This window comes from Pseudomonas urmiensis (assembly GCF_014268815.2).
Lineage (GTDB): Bacteria > Pseudomonadota > Gammaproteobacteria > Pseudomonadales > Pseudomonadaceae > Aquipseudomonas > Aquipseudomonas urmiensis.
Genome location: NZ_JABWRE020000001.1, coordinates 3,542,844 through 3,559,760, shown reverse-complemented (window position 1 = coordinate 3,559,760; position 16,917 = coordinate 3,542,844). Strand labels below are relative to the sequence as shown.

Annotated in this window: 15 protein-coding genes and 1 riboswitch; of the genes, 13 read left to right on the top strand and 2 right to left on the bottom strand. The window is 62.8% G+C overall.

Features of this window, described 5'->3' with window-relative positions; genetic code table 11:
- The first annotated feature begins 3 nt into the window (after positions 1–3).
- From HU737_RS16050 to HU737_RS16030, 5 genes are all read left to right on the top strand, one after another.
- Entirely contained in the window at positions 4–1,077 is a 1,074-nt protein-coding gene (locus HU737_RS16050; protein WP_186554813.1) for an AI-2E family transporter, read from the top strand.
- 166 nt (positions 1,078–1,243) lie between these two features.
- Positions 1,244–1,948, top strand: a complete 705-nt coding sequence (gene hda / locus HU737_RS16045; protein ID WP_186554653.1) for a DnaA regulatory inactivator Hda — start codon at positions 1,244–1,246, stop codon at positions 1,946–1,948.
- 127 nt (positions 1,949–2,075) lie between these two features.
- Positions 2,076–2,714 carry a C40 family peptidase gene (locus HU737_RS16040; protein WP_186554654.1) on the top strand — a complete coding sequence of 213 codons (639 nt, stop codon included), beginning with the start codon at positions 2,076–2,078 and terminating at the stop codon, positions 2,712–2,714.
- A 135-nt stretch (positions 2,715–2,849) separates the two neighbouring features.
- Complete coding sequence (locus HU737_RS16035) at positions 2,850–3,386, top strand: C40 family peptidase (protein ID WP_186554655.1); 537 nt, start codon at positions 2,850–2,852, stop codon at positions 3,384–3,386.
- Positions 3,387–3,863: 477 nt separating this feature from the next.
- Positions 3,864–6,425, top strand: a complete 2,562-nt coding sequence (locus HU737_RS16030) for a dermonecrotic toxin domain-containing protein (protein WP_186554656.1) — start codon at positions 3,864–3,866, stop codon at positions 6,423–6,425.
- A gap of 6 nt (positions 6,426–6,431) precedes the next feature.
- Here the strand turns inward: HU737_RS16030 and HU737_RS16025 are convergent, their stop codons facing one another.
- Positions 6,432–7,349 (bottom strand): LysR family transcriptional regulator, encoded by a 918-nt coding sequence (locus HU737_RS16025; RefSeq protein WP_186554657.1) that lies wholly within the window; start codon positions 7,347–7,349, stop codon positions 6,432–6,434.
- A 124-nt stretch (positions 7,350–7,473) separates the two neighbouring features.
- Between HU737_RS16025 and HU737_RS16020 the strand changes: the two genes are divergently transcribed.
- Positions 7,474–8,532, top strand: coding sequence for a tartrate dehydrogenase (locus HU737_RS16020; protein ID WP_186554658.1), 1,059 nt, complete (start codon positions 7,474–7,476; stop codon positions 8,530–8,532).
- An 81-nt stretch (positions 8,533–8,613) separates the two neighbouring features.
- A complete protein-coding gene (locus tag HU737_RS16015) occupies positions 8,614–9,924 on the top strand; it encodes a dicarboxylate/amino acid:cation symporter (protein WP_186554659.1) in 1,311 nt (436 codons plus the stop codon).
- 40 nt (positions 9,925–9,964) lie between these two features.
- Here HU737_RS16015 and HU737_RS16010 read toward each other — a convergent pair whose 3' ends face one another.
- Positions 9,965–10,543, bottom strand: coding sequence for a hypothetical protein (locus HU737_RS16010; RefSeq protein ID WP_186554660.1), 579 nt, complete (start codon positions 10,541–10,543; stop codon positions 9,965–9,967).
- Positions 10,544–10,695: 152 nt separating this feature from the next.
- A riboswitch (cobalamin riboswitch) is annotated at positions 10,696–10,902 on the top strand.
- 122 nt (positions 10,903–11,024) lie between these two features.
- On the opposite strand from HU737_RS16010, the gene cobO reads away from it, so the two are divergent.
- The 6 genes from cobO to HU737_RS15980 are packed head-to-tail and all read left to right on the top strand — an operon-like array spanning position 11,025 to position 16,916.
- The gene (cobO, locus tag HU737_RS16005) at positions 11,025–11,636 is read left to right on the top strand and encodes a cob(I)yrinic acid a,c-diamide adenosyltransferase (RefSeq protein WP_186554661.1); all 612 of its coding nucleotides are present in this window, start codon (positions 11,025–11,027) and stop codon (positions 11,634–11,636) included.
- Positions 11,633–12,928 (top strand): cobyrinic acid a,c-diamide synthase CobB, encoded by a 1,296-nt coding sequence (locus HU737_RS16000; RefSeq protein WP_186554662.1) that lies wholly within the window; start codon positions 11,633–11,635, stop codon positions 12,926–12,928. Before cobO ends, HU737_RS16000 begins: the two co-directional genes overlap by 4 nt.
- Positions 12,925–13,575: a 5,6-dimethylbenzimidazole synthase gene (bluB, locus tag HU737_RS15995; RefSeq protein WP_186554663.1), complete on the top strand. Its 651-nt coding sequence runs from the start codon at positions 12,925–12,927 to the stop codon at positions 13,573–13,575. The genes HU737_RS16000 and bluB overlap by 4 nt, the downstream gene beginning before the upstream one ends.
- Positions 13,572–14,480: an adenosylcobinamide-phosphate synthase CbiB gene (cbiB, locus tag HU737_RS15990; RefSeq protein ID WP_186554664.1), complete on the top strand. Its 909-nt coding sequence runs from the start codon at positions 13,572–13,574 to the stop codon at positions 14,478–14,480. Before bluB ends, cbiB begins: the two co-directional genes overlap by 4 nt.
- On the top strand, positions 14,473–15,465 hold the full coding sequence (gene cobD / locus HU737_RS15985; RefSeq protein ID WP_186554665.1) for a threonine-phosphate decarboxylase CobD: 993 nt from the start codon (positions 14,473–14,475) through the stop codon (positions 15,463–15,465). The genes cbiB and cobD overlap by 8 nt, the downstream gene beginning before the upstream one ends.
- The gene (locus HU737_RS15980) at positions 15,462–16,916 is read left to right on the top strand and encodes a cobyric acid synthase (RefSeq protein ID WP_186554666.1); all 1,455 of its coding nucleotides are present in this window, start codon (positions 15,462–15,464) and stop codon (positions 16,914–16,916) included. The genes cobD and HU737_RS15980 overlap by 4 nt, the downstream gene beginning before the upstream one ends.
- The last annotated feature ends 1 nt before the right edge of the window (position 16,917 follow it).

The following is a 16,917-nucleotide window of genomic DNA, read 5'->3' as shown; positions in this document are numbered from 1 at the left end:
ATGATGACTGACCCGCGTCGCTGGGTATGGCTGGGCGTGGCCCTGCTGATCGCCGTGCTGCTATATAGCCTGCACAACATTCTTTCTCCGTTTCTGGTTGGCATTCTCCTGGCGTATCTGGCCGACCCGCTGGTCGATCGCCTGGAGCGCCTGGGCCTGTCACGCACCTGGGGCGTGGTGGTGGTGTTCAGCCTGTTCACCTTGATCTTCATGGCCATGTTGCTGGTGCTGATCCCGATGTTGGCCAAGCAGTTGGTGCGCCTGTACGAACTGACGCCGCAAATGCTCGACTGGCTGCAGCATGTAGCGCTGCCTTGGGTGCAGAGCCGCCTGGGCCTGGCCGACGGCTTCTGGAAGTTCGACAAGATCAAGGCTGCGGTCGGCGCGCACATGGGCCAGACAACCGACATCGTCGGCATGCTGCTGTCGCAGGCCACCGCCTCGAGTCTGGCGCTGATGGCGTGGCTGGCCAACCTGGTGCTGATCCCGGTGGTGGGCTTCTACTTGCTGCGCGACTGGGACGTGATGATGGCCAAGCTGCGCGGTTTGCTGCCACGCCAGCGTGAGTCGCAGGTGATGGGCCTGGCGGGCGAATGCCATGAGGTACTCGGCGCCTTCGTGCGTGGTCAGTTGCTGGTGATGCTGGCGCTGGGCGTGATCTATTCCAGCGGCTTGATGCTGGTAGGCCTGGAACTGGGGCTGTTGATCGGTCTGTTGGCCGGGCTTGCGGCGATCGTGCCGTACATGGGCTTCATCATTGGCATCGGCGCCGCTTTGATTGCCGGGTTGTTCCAGTTTGGCGGCGATCCGTATCCGCTGCTGGGCATCGTCGCGGTGTTCATGATCGGCCAGGTGCTCGAAGGCATGGTGCTGACGCCGATGCTGGTGGGCGATCGCATTGGCCTGCATCCGGTGGCGGTGATCTTCGCGATCCTGGCCGGGGGCGAGCTGTTTGGCTTTACCGGGGTGCTGCTGGCCTTGCCCGTGGCGGCAGTGATCATGGTGCTGCTGCGTCATGTGCATGACCTGTACAAGGAGTCGGACATGTACGGCGGCGAGGTCGATCCGGACCTGTGATACCGTCAGGGGCCGTGCAAAGGCCCCTTTTTTTGCATTTTTACCGCGCAACTCATTGATTTTGCTTGTGCTCTTGCGCTCGCCGATTGTGCCGCCCGCGCTGCGGGTATAGACTTTGCACACTGTTCACCAAAGGCCCCCGTGGTCCTCGCGACCGTCAGCCAGCATGAAACCGATCCAGTTGCCCCTGGGTGTGCGTCTGCGCGATGACGCTACCTTCATCAACTACTATCCGGGCGCCAATGCCGCGGCATTAGGCTACGTCGAGCGGCTATGTGAAGCCGACGCCGGCTGGACCGAGAGCCTCATTTATTTATGGGGCAAACAGGGTGTGGGCCGAACTCACCTGTTGCAGGCCGCCACCCACCGTTTCCAGCAACGCGGCGAACCTGCCGTGTACCTGCCGCTGGCCCAATTGCTGGAGCGCGGCGTAGAGCTGCTCGACCACCTCGAACAATACGAGCTGGTGTGCATCGACGACTTGCATGTGATCGCCGGCAAAGCCGATTGGGAAGAGGCCATGTTCCACCTCTTCAACCGCCTGCGCGACAGCGGCCGGCGCCTGCTCTTGGCGGCCTCCAGCTCGCCGCGTGAGCTGCCGATCAAACTGCCTGACCTCAAGTCGCGCCTGACCTTGGCGCTGATCTTCCAGATGCGCGGTCTGTCCGACGAAGACAAGCTGCGCGCCTTGCAACTGCGGGCTTCGCGCCGTGGCCTGCACCTGACCGATGAGGTCGGCCATTTCATCCTCACCCGTGGCGCGCGCAGCATGAGTGCGCTGTTCGATCTGCTCGAACGCCTCGATCAGGCCTCGCTGCAGGCCCAGCGCAAACTGACCATCCCGTTCCTCAAGGAAACCCTCGGCTGGTAAGTCCTTGAAAACAGCGGGCCAGAGCGTTGCGTAGGAAAAGTCACATCTTTTTCGATAAAATTTGCAAATGGCCATGATAGAGGGCATAGTCTCACCCTTCTAAAGGATTACAGACACGGTCGTGCCCATGCTCAAGCGCTTCGCACCCCTCGTGCCACTCGCACTCGTGACCCTGCTTTTTGGCTGCGCGGCTCATGGCCCGGTTTCCCAGCCTCAGGATCAACATCAGGTCGCCGCCCATTCGGCAGTCATGGCCAAAGCTTCGGCCTCTTCGGTTTTCGCTGAAGAGCCAGTGGCCACTGAAGAAGACCTCGACGCCTTTTCCAGCACCAGCAAGCCGTACCAGTTGCCAGTCCTTGCCGACAGCATCCTGGAGCGTGGCATGTCGCTGATCGGCACTCGCTATCGCTTTGGCGGTACCTCGGAGAAATCCGGTTTCGACTGCAGCGGTTTCATCGGTTATCTGTTCCGTGAGGAAGCCGGCATGACCCTGCCGCGCTCGACCCGCGAGATGATCAACGTCGATGCGCCCAAGGTTGCCCGGAACAAACTCAAGCCAGGTGATCTGCTGTTCTTCAGCACCAATGGCCGTGGCCGCGTCAGCCATGCTGGCATCTACCTGGGTGACAATCAGTTCATCCACTCCAGCAGCCGCCGCAGCGGTGGTGTGCGCATCGACAACCTCGGTGACCGCTACTGGAGCAAGACCTTCATCGAGGCCAAGCGCGCCCTGGCCATGGCGCCGACCACGATCTCGCGCAACTGATAGCGAATTGCTATATTCTCCCGCGGCGGCGATGCTGAAAAGCTCGCCGCCGTGCGCATTTACAGAAAGCGTCTAATCTAATTTCTCAACTCTTTTCGGCTGCGGTCGATCGGTCTCTGACAGGAAGTTCTGGCCATGGTGATGATGGCGCGCTTCGCATTACTTTCCCTGGTGGCCTTGCTGGCTGCCTGCTCCAGCCGTGCGCCTGCACCGGCGCCGGTGGTCAAGCCACAAACTACCTTCAATCAACACGTTAGCGCCTCGCCGGTGGCGGAAGATGTGCTGTTTCGGGCAATTGGCTTGGTCGGTACGCCCTATCGTTGGGGCGGTAATACGCCCGATTCAGGGTTCGATTGCAGTGGCTTGATTGGCTATGTGTACCGCGATGCTGCGGGGATCAGTTTGCCGCGTTCGACGCGGGAGATGATCGTCATGCGCGCCCCAACTGTGGAGCAGCGGGCGCTGCAGTCGGGGGATTTGGTGTTCTTTGCGACGAACGGTGGGTCGCAGGTTAGCCATGCCGGAATTTACGTGGGGGAGGGGCGCTTTGTTCATGCGCCTTCCACAGGTGGGACGGTGCGTCTGGATTATCTGTCCAATAGCTACTGGGCCAAGGCTTATTTGCAGGCCAAGCGGATCATCCCGCCGGGGCATTTGGCGCACAATCCCTGATTTGTAGTGTTTGTTCTGGCTTCTTCGCGGGCTTGCCCGCGAAGAGGCCGGAGTAGTCATCGACGATTCCACTTTCGCGCCAACTGGCTGGCGATGCCCGACTCAGCCGGGGTTACGCATCCATCGCCGGCAAGGTCGGTTCTCACAGAAAGACAGTTGCTCCCACAGGCACCGCGCCGTTGTTCCGGTTGGCGGTGAGCCTGTGGGAGCGGGCTTGCCCGCGAAGAGGCCGGAGTAGTCATCGACGATTCCACTTTCGCACCAACTGGCAGGCCCATCGCCGGGCCCTCCCATCAAAAAAGCCAGTCCTGGGCATCGTCAACATGCCTGCCGTCCTCCAGCGTTGGTCTGCGTAAATTCAGGGGGCTGGCCGACGCTGCAGGTCATTTGGCAATTATGGGCACACACACATGTACCGCCTGATGCACACCTGACAGTCCATGATGGGCGCCTGATAATCAGGCCAGGAGGTGGCCATTGAACGGGATCAAGGACAAGAAACAGCGTCAACTACAGTCGCTGGATGTGGCGCGGTCGTTGATGCAGGTGGTTGGAGATTTTCTGCGTGACTATCCCGATCCTTATGTATTGGCACGCAAGCATGCTGCACGAATAGTGCTTAAGCACACCGGCAAGGCGATCGACCCGCGCTTCGTCTGGTGGCACCGGTTTGAGACCTCCAGCTCCAGCAGGCGTAGCTTCAACGGCTGGCAGCATAGCGGTCCGCCAGTGAAATCTGTCACCCTCACCGAACTGGTTGTCGAGCGCTTCGAGCTACGTTTTCAAGATGCCAGTGACGAGCTGGACCTCTATGGCGGCTTCTATAAGCAAGGGCCACAGGCTGCTCATTTCGATGAACGCAACGAAGTGCGCATGCTGGGCAGTGCGGTGCAGCAAGATCTGTGGGCATTGGATTTCGCCGAGGTGTACCGCGCAGAGGTCGCCCAGTTCTGGGCAACGCAGACTGTGAATGTACAGGTACTGGCCAAGATCAATCTGCTCGGCGAATGTGTCAAGGCCGTCCGCGCTGGGCGCATCAGTCCGGCGGATGCCACGACTTTGCGTGCCATGGCAGCTGACGGGTTGGAGTCCTCGGGACAACTGCCGAGCCTCTTGCAGTTACGCCAAGACAGCACCAGTGGCTCGCTGGCAGTAAGTCGGTACGCATTGGGGCGTGGGGACAACGCTTGCATCTACAGTTTTCGCGCAGACAGTGGTCGCGTGCTGCTGTATCTCCCCTGGTCGACAGAAGCGCTGCGAGCGTTCGATAGCGAACTGGCCATGGCTGGATGGTTGCGCGGCGAATTGAAAAGCACGCATGGGCAGCAAGGGTTTCTCAGCAATCTGCTGACCAATCCGCGCGACAAGCCGCTTGCCGAGTTGGTCCGAGCAACGCTTCAGGCAATCGCCAACTCCCGTTCCGATCAGGCCGCCCTGGCGTTGCTGGCGCTTCAACAGGTGCAGATCAGCCAAGACATCTTCGTTTACCTGGCTGCACAGGCCCGCGCCCAGATGCAGGACAGTGCAGCGATCATGCTGGATAACGCCGGGCTGCGCGAGGCGATGTGGAGTGGCTATCTTGCCGCGTTCCTGAATGTATTCGGTGGCTTCGCACCCCTGGGGTGGCCGGTGACCCTGGTGTTGCTCGGTGCTGCGGTGGCAAAACTTGGCCTAGGTTTGGACATTGCCTTGCACGCGCCCAGTGAGGAGGCGCGCAAAGCCGCTTTGCGTGACGCGCTGCTCGACAGCCTGTTCGCCGCTTTGAATATGGCTGATCTGGGCTTTCAGTCCAGTTATGCCTCATTGGCCTACCAGGCACCGTTCCACGAGGCGGATGCATCGCTGTCACAGTGGACTGTTTGCTCTACGCCCGAAGCTGTTCTTGCGGGTAAAGAAAGCAATGCGTTGAGCAGCGACCAGCGGATCAGCAGCGGACGCCTGTCGGGGTTGCGGGTCACCCCTGACGGCGCCTGCTGGATTATGTTGCGTGGGTTGTCCTATCGGGTGCGTTATAGCCATGAATTGTCTGTCTGGCTCATCGTCCCAGCGGACAAGCCCTTTGCCTTTGGCCCCTTGCTACCGGTACGCCAGAATGATTTCGGTGAGTGGGAGTTGCTCGAGCCCCCCAGGCTGCTAGGCGGGAGCCCGCCGCCAGTAACGGGTATACCCAGCCGTACGTCAGCGCTGTGGGACGAGTACATGAAGACTCACGGAGTTCGTAGCAAACACTTGTCGGCGCAAGCACGGGCACGTCATAAAAAAATTCTGCTTGCATCGGGCATACCTAGCCTGAGCCCGGAAGTGACGCTGGATGTCGACAGCCACGGATTGTCCTGCGTCATGCTCAATGGCAAAGCGCAGTATTCGTTTCGCTACGAAGGCGGGGAGTTCGTCAACTTCCTGATCGAGTACTACACCGATGAAGAATCGCAGATCAATCAGGTTTTTCGCGAAGGGGTGCATCGCTACGACGACTGCGCAAGCTACATCGACGATCTGGCTGACACCCTCGAATCATTGCCCAAGAGCAATGCGGTGACGCTGTATCGCGGTGGCCATGGCGGGCGTGGTACCAGTGGCGAGCACTTTCGCCGTGGCCAGTTGAGTGTCGGTGATGTATTGGTCAATACCGACATGACGTCCTTTACCGAAAATCCCTACCTGGTGCGCCAGTTTGCCTCGTCAAGCACGGCCGGAGAAGCTAGCGGCCTGGATGGATCGTTCGACGATACCTCGGTGGTATTCGAACTGCCGGAAGGGCGCTATCAGAGCGGTACCCCGATCAGTGCATTTTCCATGTACTGGGATGAGGCAGAAACCTTGTTCTTGCCGGGGCATTACTTTCGTATCGACCGGCTGGAGCAGGTCTACGGTGATGGCTACCGGTTTATTCATGTGTCGCTGAGCCAGATCGACAAGCCAGCCGCCGGATCGCTGTACGACATGCGCACCGGTGAGCTGTTCGAGCGCGCGGCCTACACTGCCAAAGTAAAATCCTCGGCATTGGTCGAGCGTTTTTTCCCTGTCGATACCCAGTAACGGTTGTCACTGGACATCCTCCAGATCCAGATGATCGATGCGCTCAAAACGTTCGATCAAAAAGTCGATCAGACGCCGCACCCGCGTCGATAGATGTAACTGCTGCGGGTACACCGCATAGACGTCGGCGCGGCTAGGTGTCTGGTCTTCGAGCAGCAAACGCAAGCGCCCGCTACGCACGTAGCGGGCGATGTCCCACTCGGCGCGCAGCAGGATGCCATGCCCTTGCAACGCCCAATTCAGTGCCACTTCACCATCGTTGCAGCTCAGGGCGCCTTGCACCTTGATGGTCTGCGTGCGCCCGCCGCTGGTGAAGCTCCATACGCCATAGGGCGACTCGTTCTGGCGCAGGAAAATGCAGTTGTGTTGGGCCAGGTCGGCCAGTTTCGACGGCGTGCCGTATTTGTCCAGATACAGCGGTGAGGCGCACAGCAGGCGCCGATTGGAGGCGATCTTGCGTGCATGGAACGAGGCGTCGGGCAGGGTGCCGAAGCGGATGCCCAGGTCGAAGCCATGGCTGGCCAGGTCCAGCGGATGATCACTGATTTCCAGCTGCACTTCGATATCTGGATAGCGCGCGTAGAAGTCGGCGAGCGCCGGGCCGATGTAGCGCCGACCGAAGCCCAGCGAGGCATTGACCCGGATCAGCCCCTTGGGCTCGGCGCGATGACGGCCGAGCAACTGCTCGACCTCATCGACCTGCACCAGGATCCGCGCCGCATGGGCAAAGTACAACTCGCCTTCAGCAGTCAGACTCATCGAGCGGGTGGTGCGATTGACCAAGCGCACCCCCAGGCGCGCCTCCAAGACGCTCAAGCGCTTGCTCACCGCCGGGGGCGTAACCCCCAGCTCACGTGCAGTTGCGGCCAGGCTGCCTTGCTTGGCCAGCAGGTGAAAAAAGCCCAGGTCCTGTGTTGGATTCATTGTTAACCCTGAGTTATCTATGTAGTAATCCAGGGTTAACTGCTGCCCTGATTTCACTACATATACTCGGCCCATACCCGTCAGGACAAGCCCGGCGGGGCACAACAACAATGGGAACCGAGACATGAGCAACTACAAGATCGCAGCAATCCCAGGTGACGGCATCGGCGTGGAAGTGATCGCCGCAGGCGTTGAAGTACTCAAGGCGCTGGCGGCCAAGCGCGGCACCTTTGGCCTGGACTTCGAGCATTTCGACTGGGGCTCGGAGCGCTATCTGCGCGAAGGCCAGTACATTCCCGAAGGTGGCCTTGAGGCATTGAAGTCATTCGATGCGATCTTCTTCGGCGCCGTCGGCAGCCTGGAGGTAGCCGACCATGTCTCGCTGTGGGGCCTGCGTCTGCCGATCTGCCAGGGCTTCGATCAATATGCCAACGTGCGCCCGGCGCGGGTCTTGCCGGGGGTGACCAGCCCGCTGGCCAAGGGCAAGGCGATCGACTGGGTGATCGTGCGGGAGAACTCAGAAGGTGAGTACTCCGGCAGTGGCGGACGGGTGCATCAGGGCCTGCCGATCGAGGTCGCCACCGAGGTATCGACCTTCACCCGCGTCGGTGTCGAGCGGATTCACCGTTTTGCCTTCGAGCTGGCCCGCAGCCGCCCGGCCAAGCACCTGACCCTGGTGACCAAATCCAATGCCCAGCGCCATGGCATGGTGCTGTGGGATGAGGTGTTCGCCGAAGTCGCTCAAGATTATCCGGACGTGCGCACCACCCGTGAGCTGGTCGATGCGGTGACCACCACCATGGTGCTCAAGCCTGAGCAACTGGACGTGGTGGTGGCCACCAACCTGCATGCCGACATCCTCTCCGACCTGGCCGCCGCGCTGTCCGGCAGCCTGGGTATCGCGCCAACCGCCAACCTCAATCCAAGCCGCGATTTCCCCTCGATGTTCGAGCCGATCCACGGTTCGGCCTTCGATATCACCGGCAAAGGCGTGGCCAACCCCATCGCCACCTTCTGGACGGCGGTGATGATGCTCGAGCACCTGGGCGAAACGGCGGCGGCGGCTGAATTGATGTCTGCCATCGAAGCGGTGACCGAGAGCGGCCTGCACACCCCGGACCTGGGCGGCAAGGCCACTACCCGTGAGGTCACCGATGCGGTGCTGGCGCTGATCCGCCGCTGATTCGCGCGACTTGCGCTGCGGGGCCGGTAACCGCCAGGCCCCAAGGCACTCCTGAACAAAAACAACAATCAGGGCCAAATAATGAAACGCATGCTCAGCAAGCTGTACGTGCAAGTCCTGCTCGCCGTCATCATCGGTGCCATCGTCGGCGTGCTCTGGCCGCAGACCGGCGAGGCGCTCAAGCCGATTGGCGATGCCTTCATCAAACTGATCAAGATGCTCCTGGCACCGGTGATCTTCCTCACCGTGGTCACCGGCATCGCCCGCATGGAAAACATGAAAGAGCTGGGGCGGGTGGGCTTTCGCGCGCTGATCTACTTCGAGGTGGTGTCGACCCTGGCGCTGGTGATCGGCCTGGTGGTAGTACAGGTGTTCCAGCCGGGCGCAGGCATGAACATCGACCCGGCGAGCCTGGATAGCGGTAGCATCGCCAGCTACACCGCCGCTGCCAAGCACAGCTCGTTCCTCGACTTTGTTCTGGGGATCATCCCCGACACCGTGGTCGATGCCTTTGCCAAGGGCAATATCCTGCAGATCCTGTTGTTCTCCATTCTGCTTGGGGTGGCCCTGGCCAAGGCCGGTCCGAAGGCGCAGCTGTTCGTCGACAACCTCGACAGCTTGATGCGCGGCATGTTCGTGGTGGTCAACATGGTCATGCGCCTGGCCCCGATCGGGGCATTCGGCGCGATTGCCTTCACCATCGGCAAGTACGGTTTCGAGTCGCTGTTCTCGCTGGGCAAGCTGATGGCCTGCGTGTACCTGACCTGCTTTGCCTTCGTGGTGGTGATCCTCGGGCCGATCTGCCGCTGGGCTGGCTTCAGCTTGTGGAAGTTCCTGCGCTTCATCAAAGAGGAGCTGTTCACCGTGCTCGGCACCAGCTCGTCTGAATCGGTACTGCCGCAGATGATCGCCAAGATGGAAAAGGCCGGAGTGTCCAAGCCGGTGGCAGGGATGATCATTCCCTCGGGGCTGACCTTCAACCCCGACGGCCAGGCGATCTACTACACCATCGCGGCGATTTTCATTGCCCAGGCGACCAACACGCCGCTGAGCTTCAGCGATCAGCTGATCGTGCTGGCGGTGTTGATGTTTACCTCCAAGGGCTCGGCTGGGGTGACGGGGTCGGGGTTCATTATCCTCGCAGCGACCCTGGCTTCGCTGGGCACGATCCCGGTGGCTGGGATGGTCTTGCTGTTGGGCGTGGACCGGTTCATGTCCGAGGCGCGGGCGATTACCAATACCATTGGCAACGGGGTCGGGACGCTGGCGATTGCCAAGTGGGTAGGTGCGCTGGATAAGGACAAGTTGCGCGAGGCGATGGAGGGGGAGGTGTCGGTGAAGCAGCAGGAGTCTGCTGCTGGCACCGTTCTTTTGCCTGAGCGATCGGTGTAAGGGGGGCCGCTGCCAGGGGCTGCAATGCAGCCCCGATTCTTCAACCCTGCTTCACAATCAACGCCACCCCCGGAAAATACTGCCCCAGCTCGTTATGCAACTTGCGATAGGCATACGGGAAATACCACGCCAGCACACACGCCGTGTGCTTTTGCAGATCATCCACCAGGTCCTGCAGCTCCTCGGGGCTGGCATGCTGTCCTGCCTTCCACGGGCTGATGAACAGCGCGCCGGCCTTGAGCTGACTGGGGTAGGCAATGGGCTTGGCCAGCGCCGTCGCCTCCTGCAGCGCCGCGTTCAAATCCAGCCGGGCAATCCGCGGCCAACGCTGGCTGGCACGCAAATGAATCGACTCCTCAGCATTGCTGATGGACAGATCACAGCGCCCCTCACGCTCGCCCTCATCACGCTGCTTCTTGCTCTGGTACTGCTCCAGCGCCACCAGTTCAGCCTGCCAGGCCGCCGCAGCCAGCATGCCGACGTTGGCCGCCGCGCCATGCCAGTAAGGCGCCTCATTGTCGCCCTGGACCTGATTGAAGCGGTCGATGCAGTCGACCCAGCGCTCCAGTGCCGGGCGCAGGAACTCCAGGCGCGGGTTGTTGATGATCAGACCTTGCATGCTGCGCTCTCCTTATCGTTATTGGTCGCGTTCAGCTGAGGTTAATGGCTATGTGATATCACTGCTGGCAGTCTGGCACAAGCTGCCGGATCGGCCATTGATCCAGGCCAAATCGGCCTTGTTTCATTGACGCTCCCGGTGCAACCCTCTAACCTTCGCGGCGTGTTTCAGGTGCCCTGCAGGCTGCGGTCTGGCGGGGTGAAACTGGGAAGCCGGTGGTATTCCGGCGCTGCCCCCGCAACGGTAGGTGAGTCAAGGTCGCGCATGGCCACTGGGTTGAATGACCCGGGAAGGCGCGCGGCGCAGAAGCCCGCGCTTCGCTCACGAGCCCGGAGACCGGCCTGTTACTGCCAATGGCATCACGGAGGGTGATGCGCGGTTGCCTGTGGCGTGGGTCACGGCGCCTGCGTGTTCTCCGTTTGCCTGCCTATCGATCTGTCGCCGCGCCCTTGCGTGCGTCGCCAGCCAGCGGAGAACCCTGATGAGCGAAACCCCCGAACGTGACGAACGCCACCTGGCGCGCATGCAGCGCAAGAAGGCGATCATCGACGAGCGTATCGCCAATTCCCCCAACGAATGTGGCCTGTTGCTGGTGCTGACCGGCAATGGCAAGGGCAAGAGCAGCTCGGCCTTCGGCATGCTGGCCCGGGCCTTGGGCCATGGCATGCAATGCGGCGTGGTGCAGTTCATCAAGGGCCGTAACAGCACCGGCGAGGAGCTGTTCTTCCGCCGCTTCCCCGAGCACGTGCGCTACCACGTGATGGGCGAGGGCTTTACCTGGGAAACCCAGGACCGCCAGCGCGATATCGCCGCCGCCGAAGCCGCCTGGGCGGTCTCGCGCCAATTGCTGCAAGACCCATCGATTCAATTCGTCGTGCTCGACGAGCTGAATATCGCCCTCAAGCACGGCTACCTCGACCTCGATCAGGTACTGACCGACATCCAGGCCCGTCCGCCCATGCAGCACGTCATCGTCACCGGGCGTGCGGCCAAGCCGGAGATGATCGAGCTGGCTGACACCGTCACTGAGATGAGCATGCTCAAGCACGCCTTCCAGGCCGGCATCCGGGCGCAGAAGGGCGTGGAACTATGAGCCAAACCCGGCATTGTCCGGCGGTGCTGATCGCGGCACCGGCTTCCGGCCAGGGCAAGACCACGGTCACCGCTGCCCTGGCACGCCTGCACCGTAACCTTGGGCGTAAGGTCCGGGTGTTCAAGTGCGGGCCTGACTTTCTCGACCCGATGATTCTCGAACGCGCCAGTGGTGCCCCGGTGTACCAGCTGGACCTGTGGATGATCGGCGCCGAGGAAAGTCGCCGCCTGCTCTGGGAAGCTGCGGCCGATGCTGATCTGATCCTGATCGAAGGCGTCATGGGGCTGTTCGACGGTACCCCATCGAGCGCCGACCTGGCGCGCCATTTCGGTGTGCCGGTGCTGGCCGTGATCGACGGCACGGCCATGGCCCAGACCTTTGGTGCGCTGGCGCTGGGGCTGGCGCGTTACCAGGCGGACTTGCCGTTTGCCGGGGTGCTGGCCAACCGAGTCGGCAGCCTGCGGCACGCCCAGTTGCTCGAAGGCAGCCTTACTGAAGGCCTGCGCTGGTATGGCGGGCTGTCTCGTGAGCGCGGCATCGAGCTACCCAGCCGTCACTTGGGGCTGGTGCAAGCGAGCGAATTGAACGATCTGGACCTGCGTCTGGACGCCGCCGCCCAAGCGCTGGGCTCCAGTTGCGATGCAGCGTTACCGCCGCCTGTAGCGTTCGACGCCCCTCAACGCGCCGCAGCAGTGCCTTCGCTGGCCGGCCTGCGCATTGGCGTGGCCCAGGACGAGGCGTTCGCCTTCACCTATGGCGCCAACCTCGACCTGTTGCGCGAGATGGGCGCCCAGCTTGAATTGTTCTCACCACTGCACGACCGCCAGTTGCCAGCGATAGACAGCCTGTACCTGCCAGGTGGCTATCCAGAGCTGCACCATCAGGCACTGGCGGCCAATGCGCCGATGCTGGAAGCGATCCGCGCCCACCATGCCCAGGGCAAGCCGCTGCTGGCCGAATGTGGCGGCATGCTGTACTTGCTCGATGCACTGACCGATGTCGCTGGTGAGCGTGCGCCACTGCTTGGCCTGCTGCCCGGCGAAGCGGTGATGCAAAAGCGCCTCGCCGCCCTGGCCTTGCAGGCGGTCGAGTTGCCGGAAGGCACCTTGCGCGGGCATACCTATCACCATTCCCTGACCACCACTGCGCTCGAACCCATCGCTCGTGGCTTGAGCCCCAACGGCGGGCGTGGCAACGAGGCGGTCTATCGCCTGGGGCGCCTGACGGCGTCGTACGTGCACTTCTACTTCCCCTCCAACCCTGACGCGGCGGCGGCGCTGCTGCGACCATGAGCGAGCACGCCTTCAGCGCGGCCGAGCGCGCCGCGGTCTACCGGGCCATTGGTGAGCGCCGCGACATGCGCCACTTTACCGGCGCAGAGATCGCCCCGGAGCTGCTTACACGCCTGCTCAACGCTGCTCACCAGGCGCCAAGCGTCGGCTTGATGCAGCCTTGGCGCTTCATCCGCATCAGCCAACGCGAACTACGCGGGCGCATCCAGGCCCTGGTCGAACAGGAGCGGGCGCGCACCGCCGAGGCGCTCGGCGAGCGCTCCGATGAGTTCATGAAGCTCAAGGTCGAGGGCATCAACGACTGCGCCGAAGTGCTGGTCGCGGCGTTGATGGACAACCGTGAGCCGCACATTTTCGGCCGCCGCACCTTGCCAGAAATGGACCTTGCCTCACTGGCCTGCGCCATCCAGAACCTGTGGCTGGCGGCGCGTGCCGAAGGCCTGGGGATGGGGTGGGTGTCGCTGTTCGACCCGCAGGCACTGGGCGAACTGCTGGGCATGCCAGCCGGTGCCAAGCCAGTGGCGGTGCTGTGTCTGGGCCCGGTACAGGCGTTCTACCCAGCGCCGATGCTGGTCATGGAAAACTGGGCCGAGCAACGCCCGTTAAGCGAGATGCTCTACGACAACCAATGGGGAGAGCGCCGATGAGCGTGGCCTTGCTGACCGTGGCCGGGGTGGCCGTGGACGCTTTGCTGGGTGAACCGCAGCGCCGCCATCCGTTGGTGGCCTTCGGCAATTTCGCCTCGCGCCTGGAACAGCGGCTCAATGCCGGCGGCAGGGGCTGGCGCAGTCACGGGGTCAGTGCCTGGTTCCTGGCGGTGGTGCCGCTGACCCTGCTGGCGCTGATCCTGTCCTGGTTGCCCTACCTCGGCTGGCTGGTCGAGGTGCTGGCGCTGTACTGCGCGCTCGGCCTGCGCAGTTTGGGCGAGCACGTGCTGCCAGTAGCCGAAGCCTTGCGCCGTGGCGATCTGGATGAGGCGAGAAAGCGCGTGGGTTATCTGGTCAGCCGCGAGACCCGTGAGCTCGACGAGCCCGCTGTGGCCCGCGCAGCCACCGAATCGGTGCTGGAGAATGGCAGCGATGCGGTATTTGCCGCGTTGTTCTGGTTCATCGTCGCTGGTGCTCCCGGTGTGGTGCTGTATCGCCTGAGCAATACCCTCGATGCCATGTGGGGTTATCGCAATGAGCGCTTCGAGCGCTTCGGCTGGGCGGCAGCGAAAATCGATGATGTGCTCAACTATATTCCCGCACGCCTGGTGGCCCTGACTTATGCATTGTTGGGCAAGACCCGCCTGGCGCTCAGTTGCTGGCGTCAGCAGGGGCCGCTGTGGGACAGCCCCAACGCCGGGCCGGTAATGGCCGCTGGCGCTGGTGCGTTGGGGGTCGAGTTGGGTGGCCCTGCGGTGTACCACGGCGAACTGCACGAGCGCCCGCGCCTGGGCCAAGGCCCGATGGCCGATGCCGATGCTATCGAGCGTGGCTGGAGCCTGGTGCAGCGCGGCGTCTGGCTGTGGCTGCTGGTGATCTGCCTGGGAGGCTACCTCAATGCTTGAACACGGAGGCCGCTTGCAACGGGCCGTACGCCACTACGGGATTGCCCGCGAGCAGTGGCTCGATCTGTCCAGCGGCATTGCCCCTTGGTCCTACCCGATCCCGCCCATTCCCGTTGAGGCCTGGGCGCGCTTGCCTGAGGCCGAAGATGGCCTGGAACAGGCGGCGCGACGTTACTACGGGGCCGAGCACCTGCTGGCGGTGGCTGGCTCGCAGGCGGCGATTCAGGCGCTGCCACACTTGCGTGCGGCAGGTCGGGTCGGGGTGCTGGGGCCTTGCTATGCCGAGCACCCGTACGCTTGGCAACGTGCTGGCCACCAGCTGGTGGAGCTTGACGATGAGCAGGTCGAACAGGCGCTCGACAGCCTGCAGGTGCTGCTGCTGGTTAACCCGAACAACCCCACTGGACGCACTGTACCGCGCGAGCGCCTGCTCGACTGGCATGCCCGCTTGGCCCGCCGTGGCGGCTGGCTGGTGGTCGATGAAGCGTTCATGGACAACACCCCAGAGCACAGCGTGGTCGACTGCGCCGAGCGTGCAGGGTTGATCGTGCTGCGTTCGTTCGGCAAGTTTTTCGGATTGGCCGGGGTGCGCCTGGGCTTCGTCATGGCTGAGCCGAGCCTGCTGCTGCGCCTGGCCGAGCTGCTGGGGCCGTGGACGGTTGCCGGTCCGACCCGAGTGCTCGGCCAAGCGTGCCTGGCCGATGAGCAGGCTCATGTCGCGCAGATCGTCAGTTGCCGGCAGGCCAGTCAACGCCTGGCAAGCCTGTTGAATGATGCAGGTCTGACGCCAAGCGGCGGTTGTGACTTGTTCCAGTACATCCGTGGCGAGCAGGCCGCGCGCCTGCATGACTTTCTCGCCCAGCGCGGCATTCTCGTGCGCGTGTTCGAGCACCCTGCGGCGGTGCGCCTCGGCCTGCCTGCCAGCGCGGCGGACGAACAGCGCCTGCGCTTGGCGCTCGATGATTACCAGAAGGAATCGGCATGACCACCCTCATGGTGCAAGGCACCACTTCCGATGCCGGCAAGAGCACGCTGGTCACCGCCTTGTGCCGCTGGCTGCTGCGCCAGGGCATTGCCGTGGTGCCGTTCAAACCGCAAAACATGGCCCTCAACAGTGCGGTCACCGCCGACGGCGGCGAGATTGGCCGCGCCCAGGCGGTGCAGGCCCAGGCCTGTCGGCTGGCGCCGCACACCGACATGAACCCGGTGCTGCTCAAGCCCAACAGCGATACCGGCGCCCAGGTGATCATCCACGGGCGGGCGGTCACCAGCATGAACGCCGTTGCCTACCACGACTACAAAGCCATCGCCATGCAGGCCGTGCTAGCCTCGCACCAGCGGCTGGCGGCTGCGTACCCGGTGGTGATGGTCGAAGGTGCCGGCTCGCCTGCCGAGATCAACCTGCGCGCTGGCGACATCGCCAACATGGGTTTTGCCGAGGCGGTCGACTGCCCGGTGATCCTGGTGGCCGACATCAATCGCGGTGGGGTGTTCGCCCACCTGGTCGGCACCCTGGAGCTGCTCTCGGCCAGCGAGCAGGCGCGGGTCAAAGGCTTTGTGATCAATCGTTTTCGCGGTGACATCGCCCTGTTGCAGCCGGGCCTGGACTGGCTCGAACAGCGCACCGGCAAACCGGTGCTGGGCGTGCTGCCGTATGTCACCGACCTGCACCTGGAAGCCGAGGACGCCATTGACGTGCGTCAGCCGAGCAAGGCTGCGCAGGTGCTCAAGGTGATCGTGCCGGTGCTGCCGCGGATCAGCAACCACACTGACTTCGACCCGCTGCGTCTGCACCCCCAGGTCGATTTGCAGTTCATCGGGCCGGGCGAGCCTATCCCGCCCGCCGACCTGATCATCCTGCCGGGCTCCAAGAGCGTGCGCGCCGACCTGGCGCAGTTGCGCGAGCGCGGCTGGGACAGCGCCATCGCGCGCCACCTGCGCTACGGCGGCAAGCTGATCGGTATCTGCGGCGGCTTGCAGATGCTCGGTGGCCAAGTGCGAGATCCGCTTGGCCTGGAAGGCCCACCGGGTACCAGTGCCGGCCTGGGCCTGCTCGACTACGTCACCGAGCTTGAGGCCGAGAAACAGCTGCGCAACGTCTGTGGCACCTTGCAGTTGGAGCAATCGGCGGTTGCCGGCTATGAGATCCACGCGGGGGTGACCCGTGGCCCGGCCCTGGAGCAGCCTGCCGTGCACCTGGCCGATGGCCGCTGCGACGGCGCGATCAGTGCCGATGGGCAGATTCTCGCCACTTATTTGCACGGCCTGTTCGAAGGTAGCCAATCGTGCGCCGCGCTGTTGCGCTGGGCCGGCCTGCAAGCGGTGCAAAGCATCGACTACGAGGCCCTGCGCGAACGCGATATCGAGCGCCTGGCCGACCTGATCGAGCAACACCTGGACACCGCGCACCTGCGCCAATTGTGTGGAGTCGCCTGAA